Annotated in this window: 14 protein-coding genes; 5 read left to right on the top strand and 9 right to left on the bottom strand. The window is 65.7% G+C overall.

What is annotated here, in order from left to right:
- The first annotated feature begins 12 nt into the window (after window positions 1–12).
- The 5 genes from EPD66_RS16745 to EPD66_RS16765 all read left to right on the top strand — a co-directional run bounded on the left by EPD66_RS16745 (window position 13) and on the right by EPD66_RS16765 (window position 6,719).
- Window positions 13–1,206, top strand: a complete 1,194-nt coding sequence (locus EPD66_RS16745) for a type IV pilus twitching motility protein PilT (protein ID WP_142849650.1) — start codon at window positions 13–15, stop codon at window positions 1,204–1,206.
- Window positions 1,207–1,218: 12 nt separating this feature from the next.
- Window positions 1,219–2,340, top strand: coding sequence for a PilT/PilU family type 4a pilus ATPase (locus EPD66_RS16750; RefSeq protein ID WP_142849651.1), 1,122 nt, complete (start codon window positions 1,219–1,221; stop codon window positions 2,338–2,340).
- A gap of 333 nt (window positions 2,341–2,673) precedes the next feature.
- The gene (locus EPD66_RS16755; RefSeq protein ID WP_185961466.1) at window positions 2,674–3,303 is read left to right on the top strand and encodes a prepilin-type N-terminal cleavage/methylation domain-containing protein; all 630 of its coding nucleotides are present in this window, start codon (window positions 2,674–2,676) and stop codon (window positions 3,301–3,303) included.
- A gap of 28 nt (window positions 3,304–3,331) precedes the next feature.
- Window positions 3,332–4,162 (top strand): type II secretion system protein, encoded by an 831-nt coding sequence (locus EPD66_RS16760; protein ID WP_142849653.1) that lies wholly within the window; start codon window positions 3,332–3,334, stop codon window positions 4,160–4,162.
- Between the two features lie 31 nt (window positions 4,163–4,193).
- On the top strand, window positions 4,194–6,719 hold the full coding sequence (locus tag EPD66_RS16765; RefSeq protein WP_142849654.1) for a hypothetical protein: 2,526 nt from the start codon (window positions 4,194–4,196) through the stop codon (window positions 6,717–6,719).
- Window positions 6,720–6,746: 27 nt separating this feature from the next.
- Here the strand turns inward: EPD66_RS16765 and EPD66_RS16770 are convergent, their stop codons facing one another.
- From EPD66_RS16770 to EPD66_RS16810, 9 genes are read right to left on the bottom strand one after another with little or no spacing between them, the layout of a single operon-like run.
- A complete protein-coding gene (locus EPD66_RS16770) occupies window positions 6,747–7,145 on the bottom strand; it encodes a hypothetical protein (protein WP_142849655.1) in 399 nt (132 codons plus the stop codon).
- Window positions 7,142–7,792 (bottom strand): hypothetical protein, encoded by a 651-nt coding sequence (locus EPD66_RS16775; protein ID WP_142849656.1) that lies wholly within the window; start codon window positions 7,790–7,792, stop codon window positions 7,142–7,144. Before EPD66_RS16775 ends, EPD66_RS16770 begins: the two co-directional genes overlap by 4 nt.
- Complete coding sequence (locus EPD66_RS16780; protein WP_142849657.1) at window positions 7,789–9,363, bottom strand: hypothetical protein; 1,575 nt, start codon at window positions 9,361–9,363, stop codon at window positions 7,789–7,791. Before EPD66_RS16780 ends, EPD66_RS16775 begins: the two co-directional genes overlap by 4 nt.
- A gap of 1 nt (window position 9,364) precedes the next feature.
- Window positions 9,365–10,573, bottom strand: a complete 1,209-nt coding sequence (locus tag EPD66_RS16785) for a type II secretion system F family protein (protein ID WP_142849658.1) — start codon at window positions 10,571–10,573, stop codon at window positions 9,365–9,367.
- A gap of 3 nt (window positions 10,574–10,576) precedes the next feature.
- Window positions 10,577–12,943: a GspE/PulE family protein gene (locus EPD66_RS16790; protein ID WP_255448546.1), complete on the bottom strand. Its 2,367-nt coding sequence runs from the start codon at window positions 12,941–12,943 to the stop codon at window positions 10,577–10,579.
- On the bottom strand, window positions 12,891–14,831 hold the full coding sequence (locus tag EPD66_RS16795) for a type II secretion system protein GspD (RefSeq protein WP_142849659.1): 1,941 nt from the start codon (window positions 14,829–14,831) through the stop codon (window positions 12,891–12,893). Before EPD66_RS16795 ends, EPD66_RS16790 begins: the two co-directional genes overlap by 53 nt.
- A 37-nt stretch (window positions 14,832–14,868) precedes the next feature.
- A complete protein-coding gene (locus EPD66_RS16800; protein WP_185961468.1) occupies window positions 14,869–15,624 on the bottom strand; it encodes an A24 family peptidase in 756 nt (251 codons plus the stop codon).
- Complete coding sequence (locus EPD66_RS16805) at window positions 15,621–16,643, bottom strand: ExeA family protein (protein ID WP_142849661.1); 1,023 nt, start codon at window positions 16,641–16,643, stop codon at window positions 15,621–15,623. Before EPD66_RS16805 ends, EPD66_RS16800 begins: the two co-directional genes overlap by 4 nt.
- 1 nt (window position 16,644) lies before the next feature.
- On the bottom strand, window positions 16,645–17,910 hold the full coding sequence (locus EPD66_RS16810; protein WP_142849662.1) for a tetratricopeptide repeat protein: 1,266 nt from the start codon (window positions 17,908–17,910) through the stop codon (window positions 16,645–16,647).
- Window positions 17,911–17,937 lie beyond the last annotated feature (27 nt).

Below are 17,937 nucleotides of genomic sequence, written 5' to 3' on the forward strand. Positions count from 1 at the left end.
AGAGTTGGAGCCATGGAGATCACTGAACTTCTCGCCTTCACGCAGCAGCACGGCGCCTCGGACCTCCACCTCATGAGCCTGCGCGAGCCCATGCTGCGCCTGTCGGGCGAGCTGCGTCCGGTCAAGACCGGCCCGCTTTCGCCCGACATGGTCAAGACCATGCTCTATTCCATCATGACCGAGGAGCAGCGGGCCGAATTCGAGCGCGACCTGGAAAGCGACTTCGCCATTTCCTTCGGCGACAGCGCCCGCTTCCGCGTCAACGCCTTCACCACCATCACCGGGGCAGGTGCCGTCTTCCGCACCATTCCCACCGTCGTGCCCTCGCTGGAGAAGCTGGGTGCGCCGGAGATCTTCAAGAAATTCGCCGCCCTCGAGAAAGGGCTGGTGCTGGTCACCGGCCCCACCGGCTCGGGCAAGTCCACCACCCTGGCGGCGATGATCAACCATATCAACGAGACCCAGAACAAGCATATCCTGACCATCGAGGACCCGGTGGAATTCGTCCACGAGTCCAAATGCTCGCTGATCAATCACCGCGAGGTCGGGCGCCATACCAAGTCCTTCGCCCGCGCCTTAAAAAGCGCCCTGCGCGAGGACCCGGACGTGATCCTGGTCGGCGAGATGCGCGACCACGAGACCATCAGCCTGGCGCTGACCGCCGCCGAGACCGGCCATCTGGTCATGGGAACGCTGCATACCAGTTCGGCGGCCAAGACCGTGGACCGCATCATCGACGTCTTCCCCGGCAGCGACAAGGACATGGTCCGCACCATGCTGGCCGGCTCGCTGCAAGCCGTCATCTCGCAGACGCTGCTGAAGAAGACCGGCGGCGGGCGCGTCGCCGCCCATGACATCCTGGTCGGCACCGATGCCGTGCGCAACCTGATCCGCGAGAACAAGATCCCCCAGGTCTTCTCGATGATGCAGGTCGGCCAGCGTTATGGCATGCAGACCATGCAGGATGCCGTGCGCAAGCTGGTGGAACAGGGTCTGGTGGCGCCCGAGGAAATGGAGCGCTTCGCCCCCGCCGGTGGCGGCGATACCCCGCCTTCTCCCCAGCAGGCCGTGCCGCGCCCCCAACCGACCCCAGCCCCTTCCCCCGCGCTCCCCCCCGCCCCCCGGCCGGAACCGCCACGCGAAATGGCGATGGCCGGGGCGGAGGACGGCGCCAAGCCGCGCAAGGGCCTGCGCTCGTTCTTCTAGGAGTTGCCCAGGATGATGCTCGAACATTTCCACGGCTGGCTCGCCGCCCTGGCCGAGCCGGGCGGCTCGGACCTCTATGTCACCGTCGGCGCGCCGCCGACCCTGCGCGGCGACCGGGGCTTCGAGCCGCTGACCGACGGCCCGCTGCAAAAGGGCCATATCACCGGCATCCTGGACGAGCTCCTGACCCCGCCCCAGCGTCACGCCTTTGAGGAAACGGGCGAGTTCAACATGGCGACCATGCTCGACGGCATCGGCCGCTTCCGCATCAACATCTTCAAGCAGCGCCAGTTGCCGGGCATGGTGATCCGCAAGATCACCACCGAAATCCCCAGCTTCGCGCAATTGAACCTGCCATCCCTGCTGGCCGATCTGGTGATGGAGAAACGCGGCCTGATCATCATGGTCGGCGGCACCGGATCGGGCAAGTCCACCACGCTGGCGGCGATGATCGGCCATCGCAACGCCGCCGCGCCGGGCCATATCGTGACCATTGAGGACCCGGTGGAATTCGTCCACGAGCATCGCCGCTGCATCGTCACCCAGCGCGAGGTCGGCGTCGACACCCTGTCCTTCGAGGCGGCGCTGAAGAACGCCCTGCGCCAGAAGCCCGACGTGATCCTGCTCGGCGAGATCCGCGATTCCCTGACCATGGAACACGCCCTCAATATCGCCGAGACGGGACATCTCTGCCTGGCGACCCTGCATGCCAACAATGCCAACCAAGCCATCGACCGCATCCTCGGTTTCTTCCCCCTGGAAGCCCATTCCCAGGTGCTGCTGAACCTGTCGATGAACCTCAAGGCCCTGCTCTCCCAGCGCCTGCTGCCCCGGCAGGACGGCGGGCGCATCGCCGCGCTGGAGATCATGCTCAACCAGGGCCTGATCCGCGACCTGATCCGTAAGGGCGAGGTCAAGGACATCAAGAAGATCATGGCCGAGAACCAGCATCTGGGCATGGTCACCTTCGACCAGGCGATCTTGTCCCTGTGGCAGGACGGCATCATCGACGAAGCCACCGCCCTGGCCGAGGCCGACAATCCCGGCGACCTGAAGCTCGCCATCCAGCACCGGCGCGTCGGCGGCGAAAGCGGCGGCCTCAGCGGCGTGGATACCTCCCGCCTATCACTTTAGACAGAGATTCGCCCTCATGCCGCGCGTCCTGCGCAAGCCTGGCACGCCTCCCTTGCATACCCCTCCTCCCCTGCCGCCGCACCGGCGGCGCACAACCTCGCCCCTCTCCAAGCCATTGATTTGTTTGGAAACATAGGCGAAAACACGGATTTTTCGCAAACCACTAAAATTACTGTGAATTTTTTCGATAACCTTTCCGCAGTTGTGGCGTGCTTACCCCAAAAGAGGTATTCTTGCTGCCGAAGGTCCGAGTCCGGCGCAGCCGGCACCGGCCAGGAAAAGGGGGCGCCCCAGCGTGGCGCTTGGATGGTATCTGGAGTGGAGAAACAAGCTATGTTCACGCGCGACCACGGCGCCGCCAGCGGCGCCCACAACTCGCAACGGGGCTTCACGCTGATCGAATTGTCGATCGTCCTGGTCATCATCGGCCTGATCATCGGCGGCGTGCTGAAAGGCAAGGACCTGATCGACTCGGCCAAAGTGACCAAGGCGATGCAGGAAATCGAAGCTTACAGCACCGCCTTCTCTGCTTATCGCGAACGCTATAATGTGGATGCGCGGAGGGATTTTTCCATTAATCGATTTGGAATAGAGAATAATGCTGAGGCTTCGGTATGGGAACGTCTCCGTACCGCAGGCCTCATTCCTCTCGCTGCCGGGGCTTCCACTATCACCAACGCCGCACCGCAGCACACCTTCAACGGCAACATCTCTGTCCTTGACGCCAGCACTGCGATGACCGCTGACTCGGCAGCTCTTGGCACGACGAACGAAACCGCCCTTTGTTTCGTCGACCTGCCGGCCAGCGCAGCGGCCGCCATTGATGCAAAATTCGATGATGGCGTCGCCAATTCTGGCAACATCCGGGCTGCGACCCAGTCCACCAGGGGTACTGCGGTAACTGCCAGCGCCTCCTCTAATTTCGGACAGGACCTCACCACACTCTGCGTATTGATCCAGTAATTTCCGGTATGTGTTAGGACGGAAAACCATGAGAGATTGCCTAGTGAAACGAGATACTCATCGCACTAGGCAATCCGGCTTTACCTTGATCGAGCTTTCCATCGTGCTGGTGATCCTGGGGATCATCATCACCATGGGCGTTGAATTCGCGCATTCGGCCCGAGACCACCGGCGCTTCAAGACGACCGAAACGAAGCTTTCCACCATCGAAGAAGCGCTGGTCCTTTACGCCGCCCGCCACCGCCGTTTGCCCTGTCCTGCGGATGCAACGAGCGGAACTGGCAGCGCTCATTCAATGCTTTCAGGGAATGATGTCACTGGCTGCGCCAACGATCAGCGTCGTGGCATTGTGCCTTGGATCGACCTGGGCCTGCCAAAGGATGCAGCCATCGACGGCTGGGGCAATTTCATCACCTACAGAGTTCACGCAGATGCCGCTATGGACGGCACTGGCTCTTGCACGAATATCTCGCTTGATACACGAGGAGTGGATTTACAGAACTGTCAACCCGGTTCCTCAGAACTCGAAGCTCGCTTGGAAATCGGCCTCCTCATCCTGGACGGCGTTGGCGGCAATCCTGTCATGGACCCTGATGAGCTGACCGGCGCAGCCTACGTGCTGATCAGCCATGGCAGCAACGGCTTTGGGGCTTATTCCGCTACCGGCAGCTATAGGGCTTTTGCCGCCAACCCCAATGCGGCTGAGCAACGGAACGCGAATAACAATCCTCTCGGCGGAAATGGTAACAGCGACGCCTACATCGATGGCCGGTTAGGAACATTCGACGATTTGGTCCGCCACGCCTCCATCATGCAGGTCGCGTGGCGAGCAAATCTCAGGCCTAGAGCAACCCCCTAGACCAGGAACGGCAGTAAAAAACGAGGCGGGCATGATCAGGAAAACCGGGAAAGGCAGGAGCGAGCAAGGTTTTTCCCTGGTCGCCCTTGTCGTCGTCCTGATCGGCATCGGCGCCATTGCCGTGGCTTCCGGCCTGCATCGCCGCATGGTGGGGCAGCAGGAAAGCCACACAGCCACCATGACCCAGCTTCAAACCATCGCTGAAGCCCTGACCGCCTATGCAGCGGCCAATCAGAGTCTTCCCTGCCCAGCCGACGCCAGAAGGGAAGGCACTACGGATGAAGGAGTGGCGGCCGCAGCTTGCAATGCTGGAACCAATGGTGTCGTCCCTTGGCGCACGCTTGGCCTGTCGAAGAATGTCGCCACCGACCGCTGGGGATGGCTGATCGCCTATCGGGTCGATCCTGCTTTGATTTCCAACCTCAATCAGACAAACACCGCCCTAGCCCTTTGCCGCAGCCTGCCTTGCACGCCTCCGGCCAACGGCACGGAAGCCTTCGTTCTGGTCAGTACCGGACCGAGTGGCCAGGGCGGCTTCCGCAATGGCAGCACCACTCCCAATCCCGCTCCGGTCAATCTCAACGAACTGGCCAATCTTGCGGTTCCCGGCAATGATAGCAGTAATCCGTCCCTATACTTCGATCTTCCCGCAAATCTTGTTTCGCAGGATGGCACTCCCCTGGCGCCGTCCGATCCCGATCATTTCGACGACATCGTCTTCGCCATGAGTCTTGCGCAGTTGAAGCAGGTGACGGGGGACGGGGATGACACACCTCCCCCCCTCCTCGCCGGCCCCTCTCCAGGGCCGGGCACGGGCGGTATCCGCTTGGCGGATCTGGCGGCGATCGAACAATATTGGGGCAGCCGTCTGCTCGCCACCACCACCGAGAATCCCAACAACCGGACCGCCAGCGTCAAGCTGACGGATGGCACTGCCGGCAAGCAGATGGAATTCCGCCCAGGCACGGAATGGGCCAATGAATGGTACGGCAACTGGCATGTCGCCTCTTGTACCTGGTCGCTCTACGATTTCCGTCTCAAGAATTCCGTCATCCGCAGCGTCTTCGAGGTCTCCTTCAAGAACGATCCCACGAATAGGCGCGGGCAAGGCCTCGTGCATGCTTTCCTGCCCTTCGAGATCAATCCCTACAACAACCGCTGCGGCGCGCCCGGCCCCTTCCTCGGCTTTTCCAGCCCCAAGACCGGCGGCCATAGCCGCTTGATCCAGAACAACGATTTCCTGGAACCGCTGAGCGATTACCGCCAGGCCATGGCCTTCGGCATCGAGTTGGATACCGAACATAATGCCGGCTTCATCGCGCCGGGGCGTTTCAAGGACCCGGAAAGCGATGTGCTGGGCCGCAACCACATGGCGGTGGTCCTGGACAACGTCTTCCACGACGACAGCCTGCCCAAGAGCGGGTCGGCGACCACGGAATATCCCAATCCGGGGTGCCGTAATGACGAACCGTCTTGCGCCTTTCGCGATGGAAGCGACAGCAACTGGCTGGAGGCCGGTGCGAACAATTTCCACAAGGTCCGGGTGGAACTGGAAATCGGCGCCGGGTCCTGCACCGCCAGTCAGGTCGAAGTGCGCAGTTGGATATGGCCGCACGGCACGGCTTGTCAGGCTGCGGACAAGTGCCAGTCGCTGGACCAGAACTACACCACCAGCGACCCCAATGCCCTGTTCGTGAGCGCCTGCCTGGACGAGGCTCCGCGCACCGCCGCCCTTGGCCTGGACGCGGTGCACAAGGCCTGGGACAAGGTGAAGATCGGCTTTACCAGCAGCATCCATTGGTATGCCGATCAACGCAGCGACCCCATCGTGCGGAATTATCAGTCGGGCAGCTACCGAAAATGGACACCTCGACCTGATGCCGGCGACAAAGAGATCTCGGCCTGGGTGGACGCCCCCACGGTGACGGGAAAACTCAACTGGGGTCGCATCAACAGGATGCGCAGCCCGGGCAGCGGCAGCAGCGCCGAGGGACAGGGATGGAGCGGCACGAGTTGGCTTGCCCTGCCCGAACTGGATGCCGAGCTTTCCGCCCATAACGGCGAAATCACCATGATGGTCTCGAATTTCGCCAACAACCCGCAATGGCAGACCTGGGGCTTCGGCGTTCTTGGCATCGGTCATGTCGACAACACCTATGTCCCGAAGCTTTCCACCATGCAGCGGGACACCATGCCGCCCGATGAACGTGAAAGGCTGGATTTCACTTTCGGCAAGCGTTACCACCGCGCCCTGGTGCTGCTGACCGACTTCTCCTCGGCCGAACGGGCACGGCTTCAGCTTTGGCAGGTAGGCTCACCCTCGCGGAAGATCATGACCGATCAGATCGTCACCGCCTGTTCCGGCCAACCGTCAACGCTGATCGACATCCGCTCGGACACGCCCTTCGACACCGTCTCCGTCATCCCCGAGCCGAAAGCCAACAACGGCTATAGCGACTTCTATGTCCGGGGCGTGCGCCTATGCGGCAAGGACGCACCGAACTGCCGCACGGAACGCTATTCCCCGCAGGTCTGCACCGTTACGTTGGGGCCATGATGCCGGAACGTTTCCGGCAGGCCTGTGTCAGCGCCTGCCGTTGACCACTTGCCCGGTTCCGGGCAGGAAGGTCTGGCCGGGATACAGCAGGATTTCCTGCTCGCCCTTGCCCCGGCGGATCGCCAGAGAAACACGGTCATGCCCGACCTCGAGGATCCGCACATTGGGCAGGCCGGGCTGGCCGGGGCTGACGGCGATATTGTTCAGCCACACCACCCAATCCCCCGCATCCCGGTACAGGACCGAGCCGAGATGCAGGTTCTCCTGCAAGCCGCCGTCAATGCCCTGGCGGGCTTGGTCGAGGATGTCGCGTTCTTCCTGGGTGAACATCAGGCTGGGCGGAACCCCGCCCGAAGCCGGCTGCTGGGCGGCGGCAGGCGGAATGGCGGCGATCAGGGCCGCCAGGAGCGAAAGAGGGCGGATCATCGGCGGCTTCCTTGCATGGGAGTCTCCTCCTGGGAAGCGGCGCGCCAGACGAATTCCAGCCGGGCGCCGACCAGAGACGGCATCTCCCCCCGCCTGATGGCCCAATAGGCCTCGCGGTCCAGCGGACGGCTACGCGCGATCTCCATCTGGCGCAACGCCACATAGCCGGGCAGGACCTGCCGCATGGCGGCCGCGAAGGCATAGATGTCGCCATCCAGCAAGGCCCCGGCATCCACCGTCAGGGGAGTCGTCACCAAAGACAGGCCGCGCAAGTCGCTCCCCGGAGCCGCGGCGATATTTTCCGGCTCGATGCTCAGGCTCTGCTCGGTCAGGCCATGCGCCCGCCCCAGCACCTCAATCCTGCGCCGCGCATCGAGCCGGTCGCGATCCGCATAGGGCTTCTGCGCCATCACCTCGTCATGACGGGCAAGATTTTCCCGCACATAATCGATATCGGCACGGGCGGCGCGGATGTCGTTCTGGATGCGGGCGGTATCCTGCCGCGTCTGGCGCAATTGCTGCTCGGCCTCCTCCAGGGCGCCTTCCAGCATCCAAGCACCGCCTGCCACGGCCAGCGCCGCCAGGGCGACGAAGGCGGAACGCTGCAAGACCTTGGGCAAGGCGCGGAAGCGCGTCAGGTGATTCATTGCAGCACCTTGGAAATCTCGAATTCGACCTGATAGAGCGGAATGCTCCCGTCCGGCAGAAGATCGGGCGCCGATCCCCCGACCAGCGTCTGGGTCGGCAGCACATCGACCGGCGGGGCCACCATCTCCACTTGGCTATCAGCGAAGACGCGCCGCAGGTCGTCGAGAAGCGCATAGGACAATTCCATCGCCTCTTCCGGCGTGGTCACCGTGCCGGGCAGATGATAGGACATCCGGGCAGTTTGACGCGGTTCGGCAGCCTGAGTGCCGCGCTGGCTGCGGGCATCGGCGCCAGGAGAGGCTTCGGGAGGCGCCTCCATCACCGCCCGGACCAGCAGCGCCCGTTCCCCCACCGCCTCGGCCAGCCCCTGGACCAGCGGCAGCAGGGAAAAGTCATTGCGCTTCAACTCCTCCCCCAATGCCAGGACGCGGCGGACCTCTTCGGCGGTATGGGGCAAGGCGGCGCGTTCGGCCTGGACGATGCCCAGGGTGGTTTGGGCCGAGGCCAGGGCGGCTTGCTGGGCTGCGATGTCCTGGTGGGTCTGGTACAGCGTCCAGCCGGTATCCCCCGCCCACCATAGCGAGCCGGCCAGCGCCACCCCCGCCAGCCAGGGCGACACCGTTTCGGCCTGGCGCTGCCAGTCGGGCTGGGGATTGACCGTGGCGGCTAGGCTGAGGCGCGGTTTCTTGCGGGTGGCGAACCACAGCGCATGGAGCACATCGCTATAGGGCGTATCCTCGCGCCCCACCGCCCCCAGCCCCAGCGCCCCCGCCAGTTCCGAGGGCGTGGTGATCAGCACCGAGGTCGCATCCAGGCTGCGCGCTTTCAGTTCACGGGCCAGATTGGGGCCGACCACCAGCACGAAATCCAGGATGTCCCCAGGCTGATAGCCCAGGCGCTTGACATAGGACAGGGTCTGGCGGAAATCGCGCTCGATGGCGGCGGCGGCTTCGGCCGGGGACAGGTCCTCGGCAGGAGCCGGAGTCAGGCGGGTCAGGACCATGCGGCCCTGTTTCGAAACGATCTGGCGCAGGCCGCCGGTGACGTTCATGGTCGTCATGACCCGCCAGCGCACGCCCTGGGCGGGCTGGGCCGCCTGCATGTCCGAAACCGTCAGCAGCAGGCCCAGGCTTTCCAGCGGCAGCAGATGGCTGGCCTTCAGGCGCGGCCCCAGCAGGGCGATCCAGGCGGACAGCCTGTCCGTGCGCGGCACGCCGCAGAACAGGAAGAATTTGCGCTTGGTCTTGGGGTCCTGCCCCTGCGGATAGGCCCCGGCCAGCATGTCGCCGGGCAGGGTCGCCATCATCTGGCGGCGCACCAGCTTGGGCTGGTCGAGCATGTTGGCCGCCAGGACCGGCTCTTCCTTGTAGAGCTGCTCGAAACTGTCGACCAGCAGCCAGATTCCGGCGCGCCTGTCGGTGGCCAGGGCCTCGGCCAAGAGCGGCGCGCCCTCGGCGGGATCGGCGGGCATGATCCAGGCATTCCTGACCCGACCCCGGACCAGATGGGTCAGGACGGCGTTTTCCTCGCCGACGGTCAGGATGAATTTGCGGGATTGGCCGAGCATCATCCTAGAACCCGATATTTTCGAAGCTGTCGTAGATCGGCCCCATCACCCCGGCCACGATCCAGGCCATCATCAGACCCGCCACCACCGTCAGGGCCGGTTCGGCCATGGCGATCAGCTTGTCCACGGCCTCGTCCACGTCGCGGTCGTAGAAATCGGTGACATTGACCAGCGTGCCGCCCAGATTGCCGCTTTCCTCGCCGATGCGGACCATGCGCAGCACCAGGCTGGGGAACTGGCCGGAATTCTTCATGGCCTGGGACAGCGGCTCGCCGGTCTGGACCTGGGCGCGCACCAGGGCCAGGGCCTCGACCAGGGCGCGGTTGACCACGACGCGCTGGGCGGTTTCCAGGCATTGCAGGATGGGCACGCCGCTCTGGAACATGGTGGCGAAGAAATGGGCGAAGCGCGACAGCATGATCTTGCGCAGGGTCGGCCCGAAGACCGGCAGGTTCAGCAGCAGCACGTCGGTCTGATAGGCGAACCGTTCCGAGGTCCTGCGTCCCACCGAGATGCCGAAGGCGATGGCGAAGGGGGCGACCGCCATGGCCCACCACCAGTTCTGCACGAAATCCGAGGTCGCCACCAGCGAACGGGTGAGGGCCGGCAGCTCGCCGCCCTGGGCGGCCAGGAAACCCACCACCTCGGGCACCACCACGCCCATCATGAAGAAGAACAGCCCCACCATCATCAGCAGGATGAAGCTGGGATAGCGCGTCGCCTTCTTGACCTTGGCGGTGACCTGCTCGGTCCATTTCAGGTGCTTGACCAATTGGGTGAAGCTGTCGGTCAGGTTGCCGCTGTCCTCGCCCGCCGCCAGCAGCGAGGTGAAGACCGCGCCGAAGACCTTGGGATGCCTGCCGAAGGCCACGGACAGGGATTCGCCTTCGCTGACATCCTTGTAGATCTCGGCCAGGATATTCTTCAGGCGCGGCTGTTCGGTGCTGTCGCGCAGGTCGGCCAGAGCCTCGATCAGCGGCACTCCGGCGCCGAGAAGCTGTTCCAGATGCAGGCAAAGCTGTATCAGGTCGCGGGTCCTGACCTTGGGCGCCAGCAGCTTGGCCAGCGGGTTCTCGCGCACCGGCCCGCAATCGACCATCTGAAGGCCGATCTGCTGCAATTGCTGGAACAGATCCACCTCGTTGGCGGCGCTGATTTCGCCGCGCACCGATTTCCCCTGGTCGTTGAGGGCGCGATAGGCGTATTGCGGCATGGCTCAGAGCCTGTCGGTGATGTTGACGGTCTTGACCAGGGCATCGACGCTGATGATGCCGTCCAGCACCTTGGCGATACCGTCCTCGACCATGGGGATGAAGCCGTATTTGCGCGCCTCGCGCCGGATCGCGCTGAGCGAGGCATCGGCGATGATCATCTCGTCCACCTCGGGCGTGAAGGGCAGGATCTCCGAAATGGCGACACGGCCCGAATGGCCGGTATGGCGGCATTTCTCGCAGCCGGTGGGATGGGCGATGACCGGCGGATCGGCGGGATCGACGCCCAGGATGCGGCATTCCTCGGGCGTCGCCGGGGCGCTGCGCTTGCAGGAACACAGCTTGCGCGCCAGGCGCTGGGCGATCACGCCGATGATGTTGCCGGACATCAGGGTCGGGCGCATTCCCAGGTCGACCAGACGCGGAATGGCGCCCGCGGCATCGTTGGTGTGCAAGGTGGTATAGACCTGGTGACCGGTCATGGCGGCGCGCAGGGCCATGCTGGCGGTCTCGCTGTCGCGCACCTCGCCGACCAGGATCACGTCGGGGTCCTGGCGCATCAGGCTGCGGATGCCTTCCGCGAAATTCATGCTGGAGCCTTCGCGGATCTGGCTCTGGCGGATCAGCGGCAACTCGAACTCGACCGGGTCTTCCAGGGTCATGATGTTGAGGTCGAGCGAGTTGATGTAGTTCATGATGGAATACAGCGTCGTCGTCTTGCCCGACCCGGTGGGGCCGGTGACGATGATGATGCCTTCCGGCCGCTTCACCAGCTTGACCAGCAGATCGAAATTATGCCGGCTGTAGCCCAGGGCCGACAGGTCCACCTGGGCGCTGGAACGATCGAGGATGCGCAGCACCATGTTCTCGCCATGCACCGTGGGCAGCGAGGAGACGCGGAAATCGACGCGGCGGCTGCCCATGGTCAGTTGGAAACGGCCATCCTGGGGGTTCAGCTTGTCGGCGATGTTCATGCCCGCCATGATCTTCAGGCGGTGCGAGAAGGCCGGCCAATGCTGCTTGTGCAGGGTGCGGATCTGCATCATGTCGCCGTCGATGCGATAGCGCACGCGCAGGATGTTGCCTTCCGGCTCGAAATGGATGTCGGACGCCTTCATCTTCACCGCATCGAGCACCACGGCATCGACGAGGCGCACCAGCGGGTGGCGGTAGCCGCCCTCGCGGTCGTCCAGGGCGGCGGCATCGAGCAGGGTGCCTTCGCGGATGCTCTCGATCTCGCGCAGGATGCCGTCGATGGACAATTCATGGCCGTAATACTGGTCGATGGCCGCCTGAATGTCGGTATCGGGGCAGACCAGCGGCTGGATCTCGATATCGGCGGGGAAGTAGCGCTTGACCTGGTCCAGGGCCAGGACGTCATAGATATCGCCCATGGCCAGCCGCAGGACACGGTCCTGCAGCGAGACGGGGAAGACGTTGTAGCGGGTGGCGGCTTCCTTCGGCAGGACCTTCAGCAATTCGGGGTCGATCATCGCCCCCTTGGGCTCGAACCGCTCGTAGCCCGAGCTTTCGGCCAGGACCGCCGACAGCGCCTGTTCCGTAATGAATCCCAGATCGACGAAGATTTCGCCCATCATCTTGGGCGAGCGCTTCTTCTCCTGCAGCGCGACCTGAAGCTGGTCCTTGGAGATCAGGCCCATTTCCAGCAGGCGGTCGCCGATGCGGACCGGCGGCTTGCCCTCTCCGCCCTGCCCCTTCCCGTCTTGCCCCTGGCGGGGCTTCGCGGGTGCCGGGCCGGGCCCAGGACTCGGCGTGACGGCGGGCGGCGGCGGAACCTGGGGGGCCGGACGGGCCTCGACAGAAGGGGGCTCGGCCGGACGGAAGACGGGCGCAGGCGCGGATACCGCTTCAAGCGGGCGCTCGGGCGGGGGCGGGGGCAGGTCGCGACGCAGCACCGGCCGCACCGCGGGGGCCGCAGCTTCGGCTTCGGGGGCGTCCACAGGCGGCAAGGGCAGACGCCCGCCCGGCGGCGGAGCGGGGGCTGGTTCCGGCAGGCGCGGCACCGGCGGCTCGGCCAGGACCAGGGCTTGCGGACCGGCCTCCGCCGCCAGATCGGGATGCAGGGGCGCCGAGGCGGGACCGCCCGGCTCGCCCAGCACCAGCGACACGCCCCGGCTGGGCGGATGCAGGCGCGGCTCGACCGTCCTGCCCGCCAGTTCCATGCCGGGACGGGGCGGCTCGCCCAAGACCAGGGAAGAGGACGGCAGGGGCGCCGCCGTCTCGGCCGGACGTTCGGCGCTCTCTCCAGGCTTCGGCGGGTCCCCCAGGATCAGGGCCATGCGGCGTTCCTCGGCGTCACTAGAAGGCGATGGGGCGCGGATCGGGCGCGAAGCGGCGATACAGATCCACATCCGCAGGCGCCACCGACTCGCGGTCGTTGACGATGGTGGCCCGCAGGAAGATCACCAGTTCCACCACCTCGGACAGCTTGTTCTGCTGCTTGAAGGCCGCGCCGAAGACGCCGGGCATGTCCTGAAGGCCGGGGATGCCCTGTTCGACATTGTCGCTGCGTTCCTGCATCAGGCCGCCCATGACCAGGACCTGCCCGCTTTCCATGCTGACGACGCTGTCCAGTTCCCGCACCTCGACCACCGGAATCTGGGAATCGACGCTCACACGCTGGCTCACGGGCAATTGCGCATTGATGTCGGCCATCGTCAACGCCACCGCCGGGTCGCTGACCCTCCGCGCCACCCGCGAGATGGTCGGGCGCAGATTCAGCGAGATCATGCGCGATTCCAGATTGATGGAGGGCTGCACCGTCATGATCAGGCCGATCGGCACGGTGTTGACGGTGCTGGTGATGGTGCGCGTCTCGAAGCCGCTCTGGGTATCGCGCTCGCGGTCGATCTGCAAGGTGAAGTAGACGTCGTTCTCGGCCACCTTCAGGACCGAGGCCTGGTTGTTGGTCATGGTCAGACGCGGGCTGGACAAGGTGCGCACCGAGCCGAATTGGTCGACCAGTTGCAGCACGCCGTCGATGGTCACGCTGCCCGCCCGGGCCAGCCGCCCGCCCATCAGCAATGTCGGCGATTGCGGCGAAATGGCCTGGCTGATGCTTTCCCCCAGCGGACTGACCAGGGACAGGTCGCTGGCCGGAGAAATGGCGCTCCAGTCGATGCCGGCGCGGAATTCATCGCGCAGCGTCACCTCGACGATCTTCGCTTCGATCAGCACCTGCGCGCTGATCGCACGGCGGACCCGTTCGAGATAATCGGCGATCTCCCGGTGGCGGCGCTGGTTGGTATAGACGGTGATGATCCCGGCCTGGCGATTGATCGACAGATTGGGATTGGAGGCTTCGGCCCCCAGGGGGCCGGTGGCGGCGGGGCCGGTATCCTCCCGCTCGACGGTCTGGATCGTCGCGCCCGCCGCAGAAGAATCGCCCGAGGCGGCGGCGGGAGAGACCGCTGGCGGCGGGGCGGTGATCGTATCGGCCAGGGACTGCACGGCCTGCAATGCTCCGGCCACGCCTCCCGCCGGGGCGGGGGCCGAACCGGGCGCCGCCTCGCCCGGCGAGGCAGGCGGAACGGGCATCTGGACGAGGTGGCGGGGCTGGTTGTCCTGGAACAGGATGCGCTCGATATTGGACTGCACCTCGCCCCAGGGGTCGATATCGGCCATGCTGGTCACCCGGCTGGTCGAGGCATTGGAAGCCGCCGTCGTCCCGCCGCCGGCCACCGCCGAAAAGACGTCGGTGCTGGAACTGATCTCGCTTTGCGACTGGCGACGCAGGGCCAGCGTATCCAGGCGATAGGTGCGCAGATAGGGATCGTCGAGTTCGATCCGCAGCAGGTTGTCCTCGAAGCTGTAGCGCAGCCCGGTCATGTCGGCGATGCGCTCGATCACCTGGGTCAGCGGACGATCGGTGGCCGAGAAGATGATGCCGCCCTGGATGCGGGGGTCCATTTCCAGGTCGATCTCGGCCCGCCGGGCCAGTTCCATCAGCAGGTCGCGCAGCGGCGTCACCTCGGTCACGCGGATGGACACGCGGCGGGCATCGGCCTCGGCGGGCGGGGTCGGCGCGGCGAGAAGCGGCTGGAGCTCGGGAATCGGCGGCTCGGCGGGCGGCGGCGCGTCGGCAGGACCGCGCCGGGCCATCAATTCCCGGTAATCCTGCTTGGTCAGCCCGGTCTGGGGGTCATGCGGCGCGCAGGAGGCCAGCAAGGCCGCCGCCATGCCCAGCACCAGGCCCATCCGCATCTTTCCACCCCGATCCGTCGCCATCATTCCATCCATGCCCAAGGCATCCCCCTCATTGAAGCATTCCGATCGGTCACAAACGCGCCCAGGACACGGCCTCGGGCCAGAGCAGGCACAGCGCCAGGGCCGCGATCAGCGCCGGTCCGAAAGGAAATTCCGCCCCGCGCCCCAGCGCGCGCCAGGCCAGTCCGGTGGCGATGCCGAACAGCCCCGCCAGCAGCGGGAAGATTCCCCATTGCCAGGGCAGCAGCAGCAGCCCGGCCACGCCCAGGAACTTGACGTCGCCCAGCCCCAGGCCGTCGCGACCGGTCACGAGCCTGAAACCGTGATGCAGCGCCAGTCCGAAGGCCAGCCCACCCGCCGCGCCTGCCAGTCCCCACCAGGGCGTGCCGTCCAGCAGCCAGCGCCAGGCCAGGGCCGGCGGCAGCAAGGCCAGGTGCAGCATGTCGGGCAGCAGGCCGAATTCGATATCCACCACCGCCAGCGCAACCAGCAGCGTCACCACCAGCCCCAGCAGCACCGCCTCGACCGGCCCGGCGGCCGCCAGGGCGGCCAGAACGACGGCGGCGGCCGTCACCGTCTCGATCAGCGGATAACGCAGCGAGACGGGCGCCTTGCAATGACGGCACCGCCCGCGATTGACGAGCCACGAGAAGAGCGGCACCAGGTCCAGGGCACCCAATTCATGGCCGCAGGCGGGACAGGCCGACCGTCCCGCCGCGATGGATTGCCCGCGCGGTAGGCGGTAGGACCAGGCCGAAACGAATGAGCCGCCCAACAGGCCGAAAGCCGCGGCGGCCGCGATTTCCCCTGCCCCCAGGACCATCATGGCCGTTCCATTTCCGGCGAGACCTGCGGGGACGGAAGCGCGACGAAATGCGCCTGGGCGCGCCCGATCCATCCCTCGACCGCCGTCACGGCGGAAGCGGTCGCCTCGGGAAAGGCGAAGGCCAGCCCTGCCGCCGCCCAGACATGCGCCGCCACCAGGGCCAGGGCGAGGCGGCGGACCTTGCGCCGCTTCAGCAGCATGCGATGGGCGTTATAGGGGGTATCGTCGATGGCCTGTTCCACATGGCGGTCGGTCACCGGATTGGCGCCGTCGCCATAGGCGATCAGCAGCGCCTTGTCCGCCAGCACGTTGATGACGCGCGGCACCCCCCGGCTGGCCGCCGCCAGCAGGCGCGCCGCCGAAGGCGTGAAGATGGGATAATCCACCCCGGCGAGGCGCGAACAGGCGATGCGATGGTCCAGATAACGCAGGCTGTCCTGACGCGAGAAGGGTTCCGTCTGGAAGGCGAAGACGATGCGCTGGGTGATCTGGCGCAGGTCGGGCCGGGCCAGCAGGACGTCGAGTTCCGGTTGGCCGAACAGCACGATCTGCAACAGCTTGTGCTCTTCCGTCTCCAGGTTCGACAGCAGCCGCACCGTCTCCAGACCTTCTCCCCCCAGCGCCTGGGCCTCGTCCACCACCAAAACCGGATTGCGCTGGGCGGCATGCTGTTCCAGCAGGAAGGCGTTCAGCCGTGCCATCATCTCGGCGCGGCTGCCCACCGGCAGCCGGAATTCCTGGCAGATGGCCGCCAGCAGGGTGTCGGCATCCGGGGTCGGCGCGTTGAGATAGGCCACCGGCTCGCCCTCGCCGTCCAGGCCGCGCAGCAGCAGGCGGCAGAGCATGGTCTTGCCCGTGCCGACATCGCCCACGACCTTGAAGATGCCGCTATTGCGCTTGATGGCATAGCGCAGCGAGTCCAGCACCTGGGCCATGTTCTCGACCGGGAAGAACTGGTCGGTATTGGGGGTCAGGCCGAAGGGATGGCGGGCCAAACCGAAATGGGCGAGATAGGGCATGTCAGCGTCCCCTCAGGAAACGCGCGCGGTCGCGCACCGCCTCGGTGGGGATGCCCTCGACCGGGCCGTGCCGTTCGATCCGGTGCAGCACCTCGTCATAGGCCAGGACGGCTTCCTCGCGGTAGCCCCCCCGGTCGTAGAGCACGGCCAGGGTATAGCGGTAGAGCAGATTGCCCGGCGACAGATCGATGGCCCGGCGCAGATAGCTCACGGCGGCGGGCATGTCGCCCAACTGACCGTACAGGCTGCCGATCTGGGCGGCGACGGGGCTGAAATCGGGCGCCGCGCGCGACAGCTCCAGCAGGCGGTGCAGCGCGTCCTGGGGATCGGACTTCGCCAGCAGCGCCAGCATGTTGGTCAGCGCCTCGCGGTTCTGCGGGTCCTGGCCCAGCACGCGCTCGTAAAGGCGGCGCGCCTCCTCATCCCGCTGCAATTTCTGCAAGGCAGCCGCCTGGCCTAGCAGGGCCGAGACATTCCCCGGCTCCTGCGCCAGCGCCTGGGAATAGAGCGCCAGCGCGCCGTGATACTCGCCGCGCAGCAGGGCGGCATAGGCGGAATTGAGCGTTTCCGTCAGGCTGGGCGCCATGACGCGGACCGACACCAGATCGGCCACCCGGGGCGCCGCCTCTTCCCCGACATGGACGGGGGCGCCCAGACGGCGCGCCGCCTCGCTCCGCCCCTGCGCCTCCAGGGACACCTCCAGGCTTCGCGGCGGCATCACGCGGGCGGCGGCGGCCCCGGCAAGCTGCCCTTCGATGGCATCGAAAGCCTGCCGTTCCTCCTGCGCCTGCCGGCGCGCGCGTTCCCCTTCGGCCATCAGGGCAGCGATATTGTTTTCAGCCTCGGCAGGAACGCTTTCAGTATCCGCAGGCGCATTTCCCGCTTCCGCAGCCTCCCCGGCCGGAGCGGCGGAGAGTTCCTCGGTCGGCTGTTCCGTCGGGGATTCCGGGGCCGCGGCGAGTTCGGGCAGGGGGGCCGCTTCCGGCTCGGCCACCGTCTGGGGCGGCGGCTGGACGAAGACCGGCTCGGGCCCGCCCGCCACCATCTCAAGAACATCTTCTCCGAAGAAAAGCAGGGCCACGCTCATCGCCGCGCCATAGCCCAGGATCGCATAGGTCACGAGGCGCGCCGTGTTCCGCCGCCTGCGCGGCTTGACCCGAATCGTCCCCCGTGCCGCCGGATCGAAGGAAGCGGCGCCCCTGGGCATCTCCGCCTGCGCGGCATGTTCCTTCGCCGCCTTCTGAAGCCCTTTGAAGAGAACGCTCATAACACCACGCAATCCTTGCGGCTAAGC

It is taken from the genome of Telmatospirillum sp. J64-1 (assembly GCF_006980715.1).
Taxonomy (GTDB): domain Bacteria; phylum Pseudomonadota; class Alphaproteobacteria; order Rhodospirillales; family Magnetospirillaceae; genus Oleiliquidispirillum; species Oleiliquidispirillum nitrogeniifigens.

What these genes read in the sequence shown, in the direction of transcription:
- EPD66_RS16745 (WP_142849650.1), top strand. Translation starts at nt 13, where the DNA reads ATGGAGATCACTGAACTTCTCGCCTTCACGCAGCAGCACGGCGCCTCG.
- EPD66_RS16750 (WP_142849651.1), top strand. Translation starts at nt 1,219, where the DNA reads ATGATGCTCGAACATTTCCACGGCTGGCTCGCCGCCCTGGCCGAGCCG.
- EPD66_RS16755 (WP_185961466.1), top strand. Translation starts at nt 2,674, where the DNA reads ATGTTCACGCGCGACCACGGCGCCGCCAGCGGCGCCCACAACTCGCAA.
- EPD66_RS16760 (WP_142849653.1), top strand. Translation starts at nt 3,332, where the DNA reads ATGAGAGATTGCCTAGTGAAACGAGATACTCATCGCACTAGGCAATCC.
- EPD66_RS16765 (WP_142849654.1), top strand. Translation starts at nt 4,194, where the DNA reads ATGATCAGGAAAACCGGGAAAGGCAGGAGCGAGCAAGGTTTTTCCCTG.
- EPD66_RS16770 (WP_142849655.1), bottom strand. Translation starts at nt 7,145, where the DNA reads ATGATCCGCCCTCTTTCGCTCCTGGCGGCCCTGATCGCCGCCATTCCG.
- EPD66_RS16775 (WP_142849656.1), bottom strand. Translation starts at nt 7,792, where the DNA reads ATGAATCACCTGACGCGCTTCCGCGCCTTGCCCAAGGTCTTGCAGCGT.
- EPD66_RS16780 (WP_142849657.1), bottom strand. Translation starts at nt 9,363, where the DNA reads ATGATGCTCGGCCAATCCCGCAAATTCATCCTGACCGTCGGCGAGGAA.
- EPD66_RS16785 (WP_142849658.1), bottom strand. Translation starts at nt 10,573, where the DNA reads ATGCCGCAATACGCCTATCGCGCCCTCAACGACCAGGGGAAATCGGTG.
- EPD66_RS16790 (WP_255448546.1), bottom strand. Translation starts at nt 12,943, where the DNA reads ATGTGGATCTGTATCGCCGCTTCGCGCCCGATCCGCGCCCCATCGCCT.
- EPD66_RS16795 (WP_142849659.1), bottom strand. Translation starts at nt 14,831, where the DNA reads ATGGATGGAATGATGGCGACGGATCGGGGTGGAAAGATGCGGATGGGC.
- EPD66_RS16800 (WP_185961468.1), bottom strand. Translation starts at nt 15,624, where the DNA reads ATGATGGTCCTGGGGGCAGGGGAAATCGCGGCCGCCGCGGCTTTCGGC.
- EPD66_RS16805 (WP_142849661.1), bottom strand. Translation starts at nt 16,643, where the DNA reads ATGCCCTATCTCGCCCATTTCGGTTTGGCCCGCCATCCCTTCGGCCTG.
- EPD66_RS16810 (WP_142849662.1), bottom strand. Translation starts at nt 17,910, where the DNA reads ATGAGCGTTCTCTTCAAAGGGCTTCAGAAGGCGGCGAAGGAACATGCC.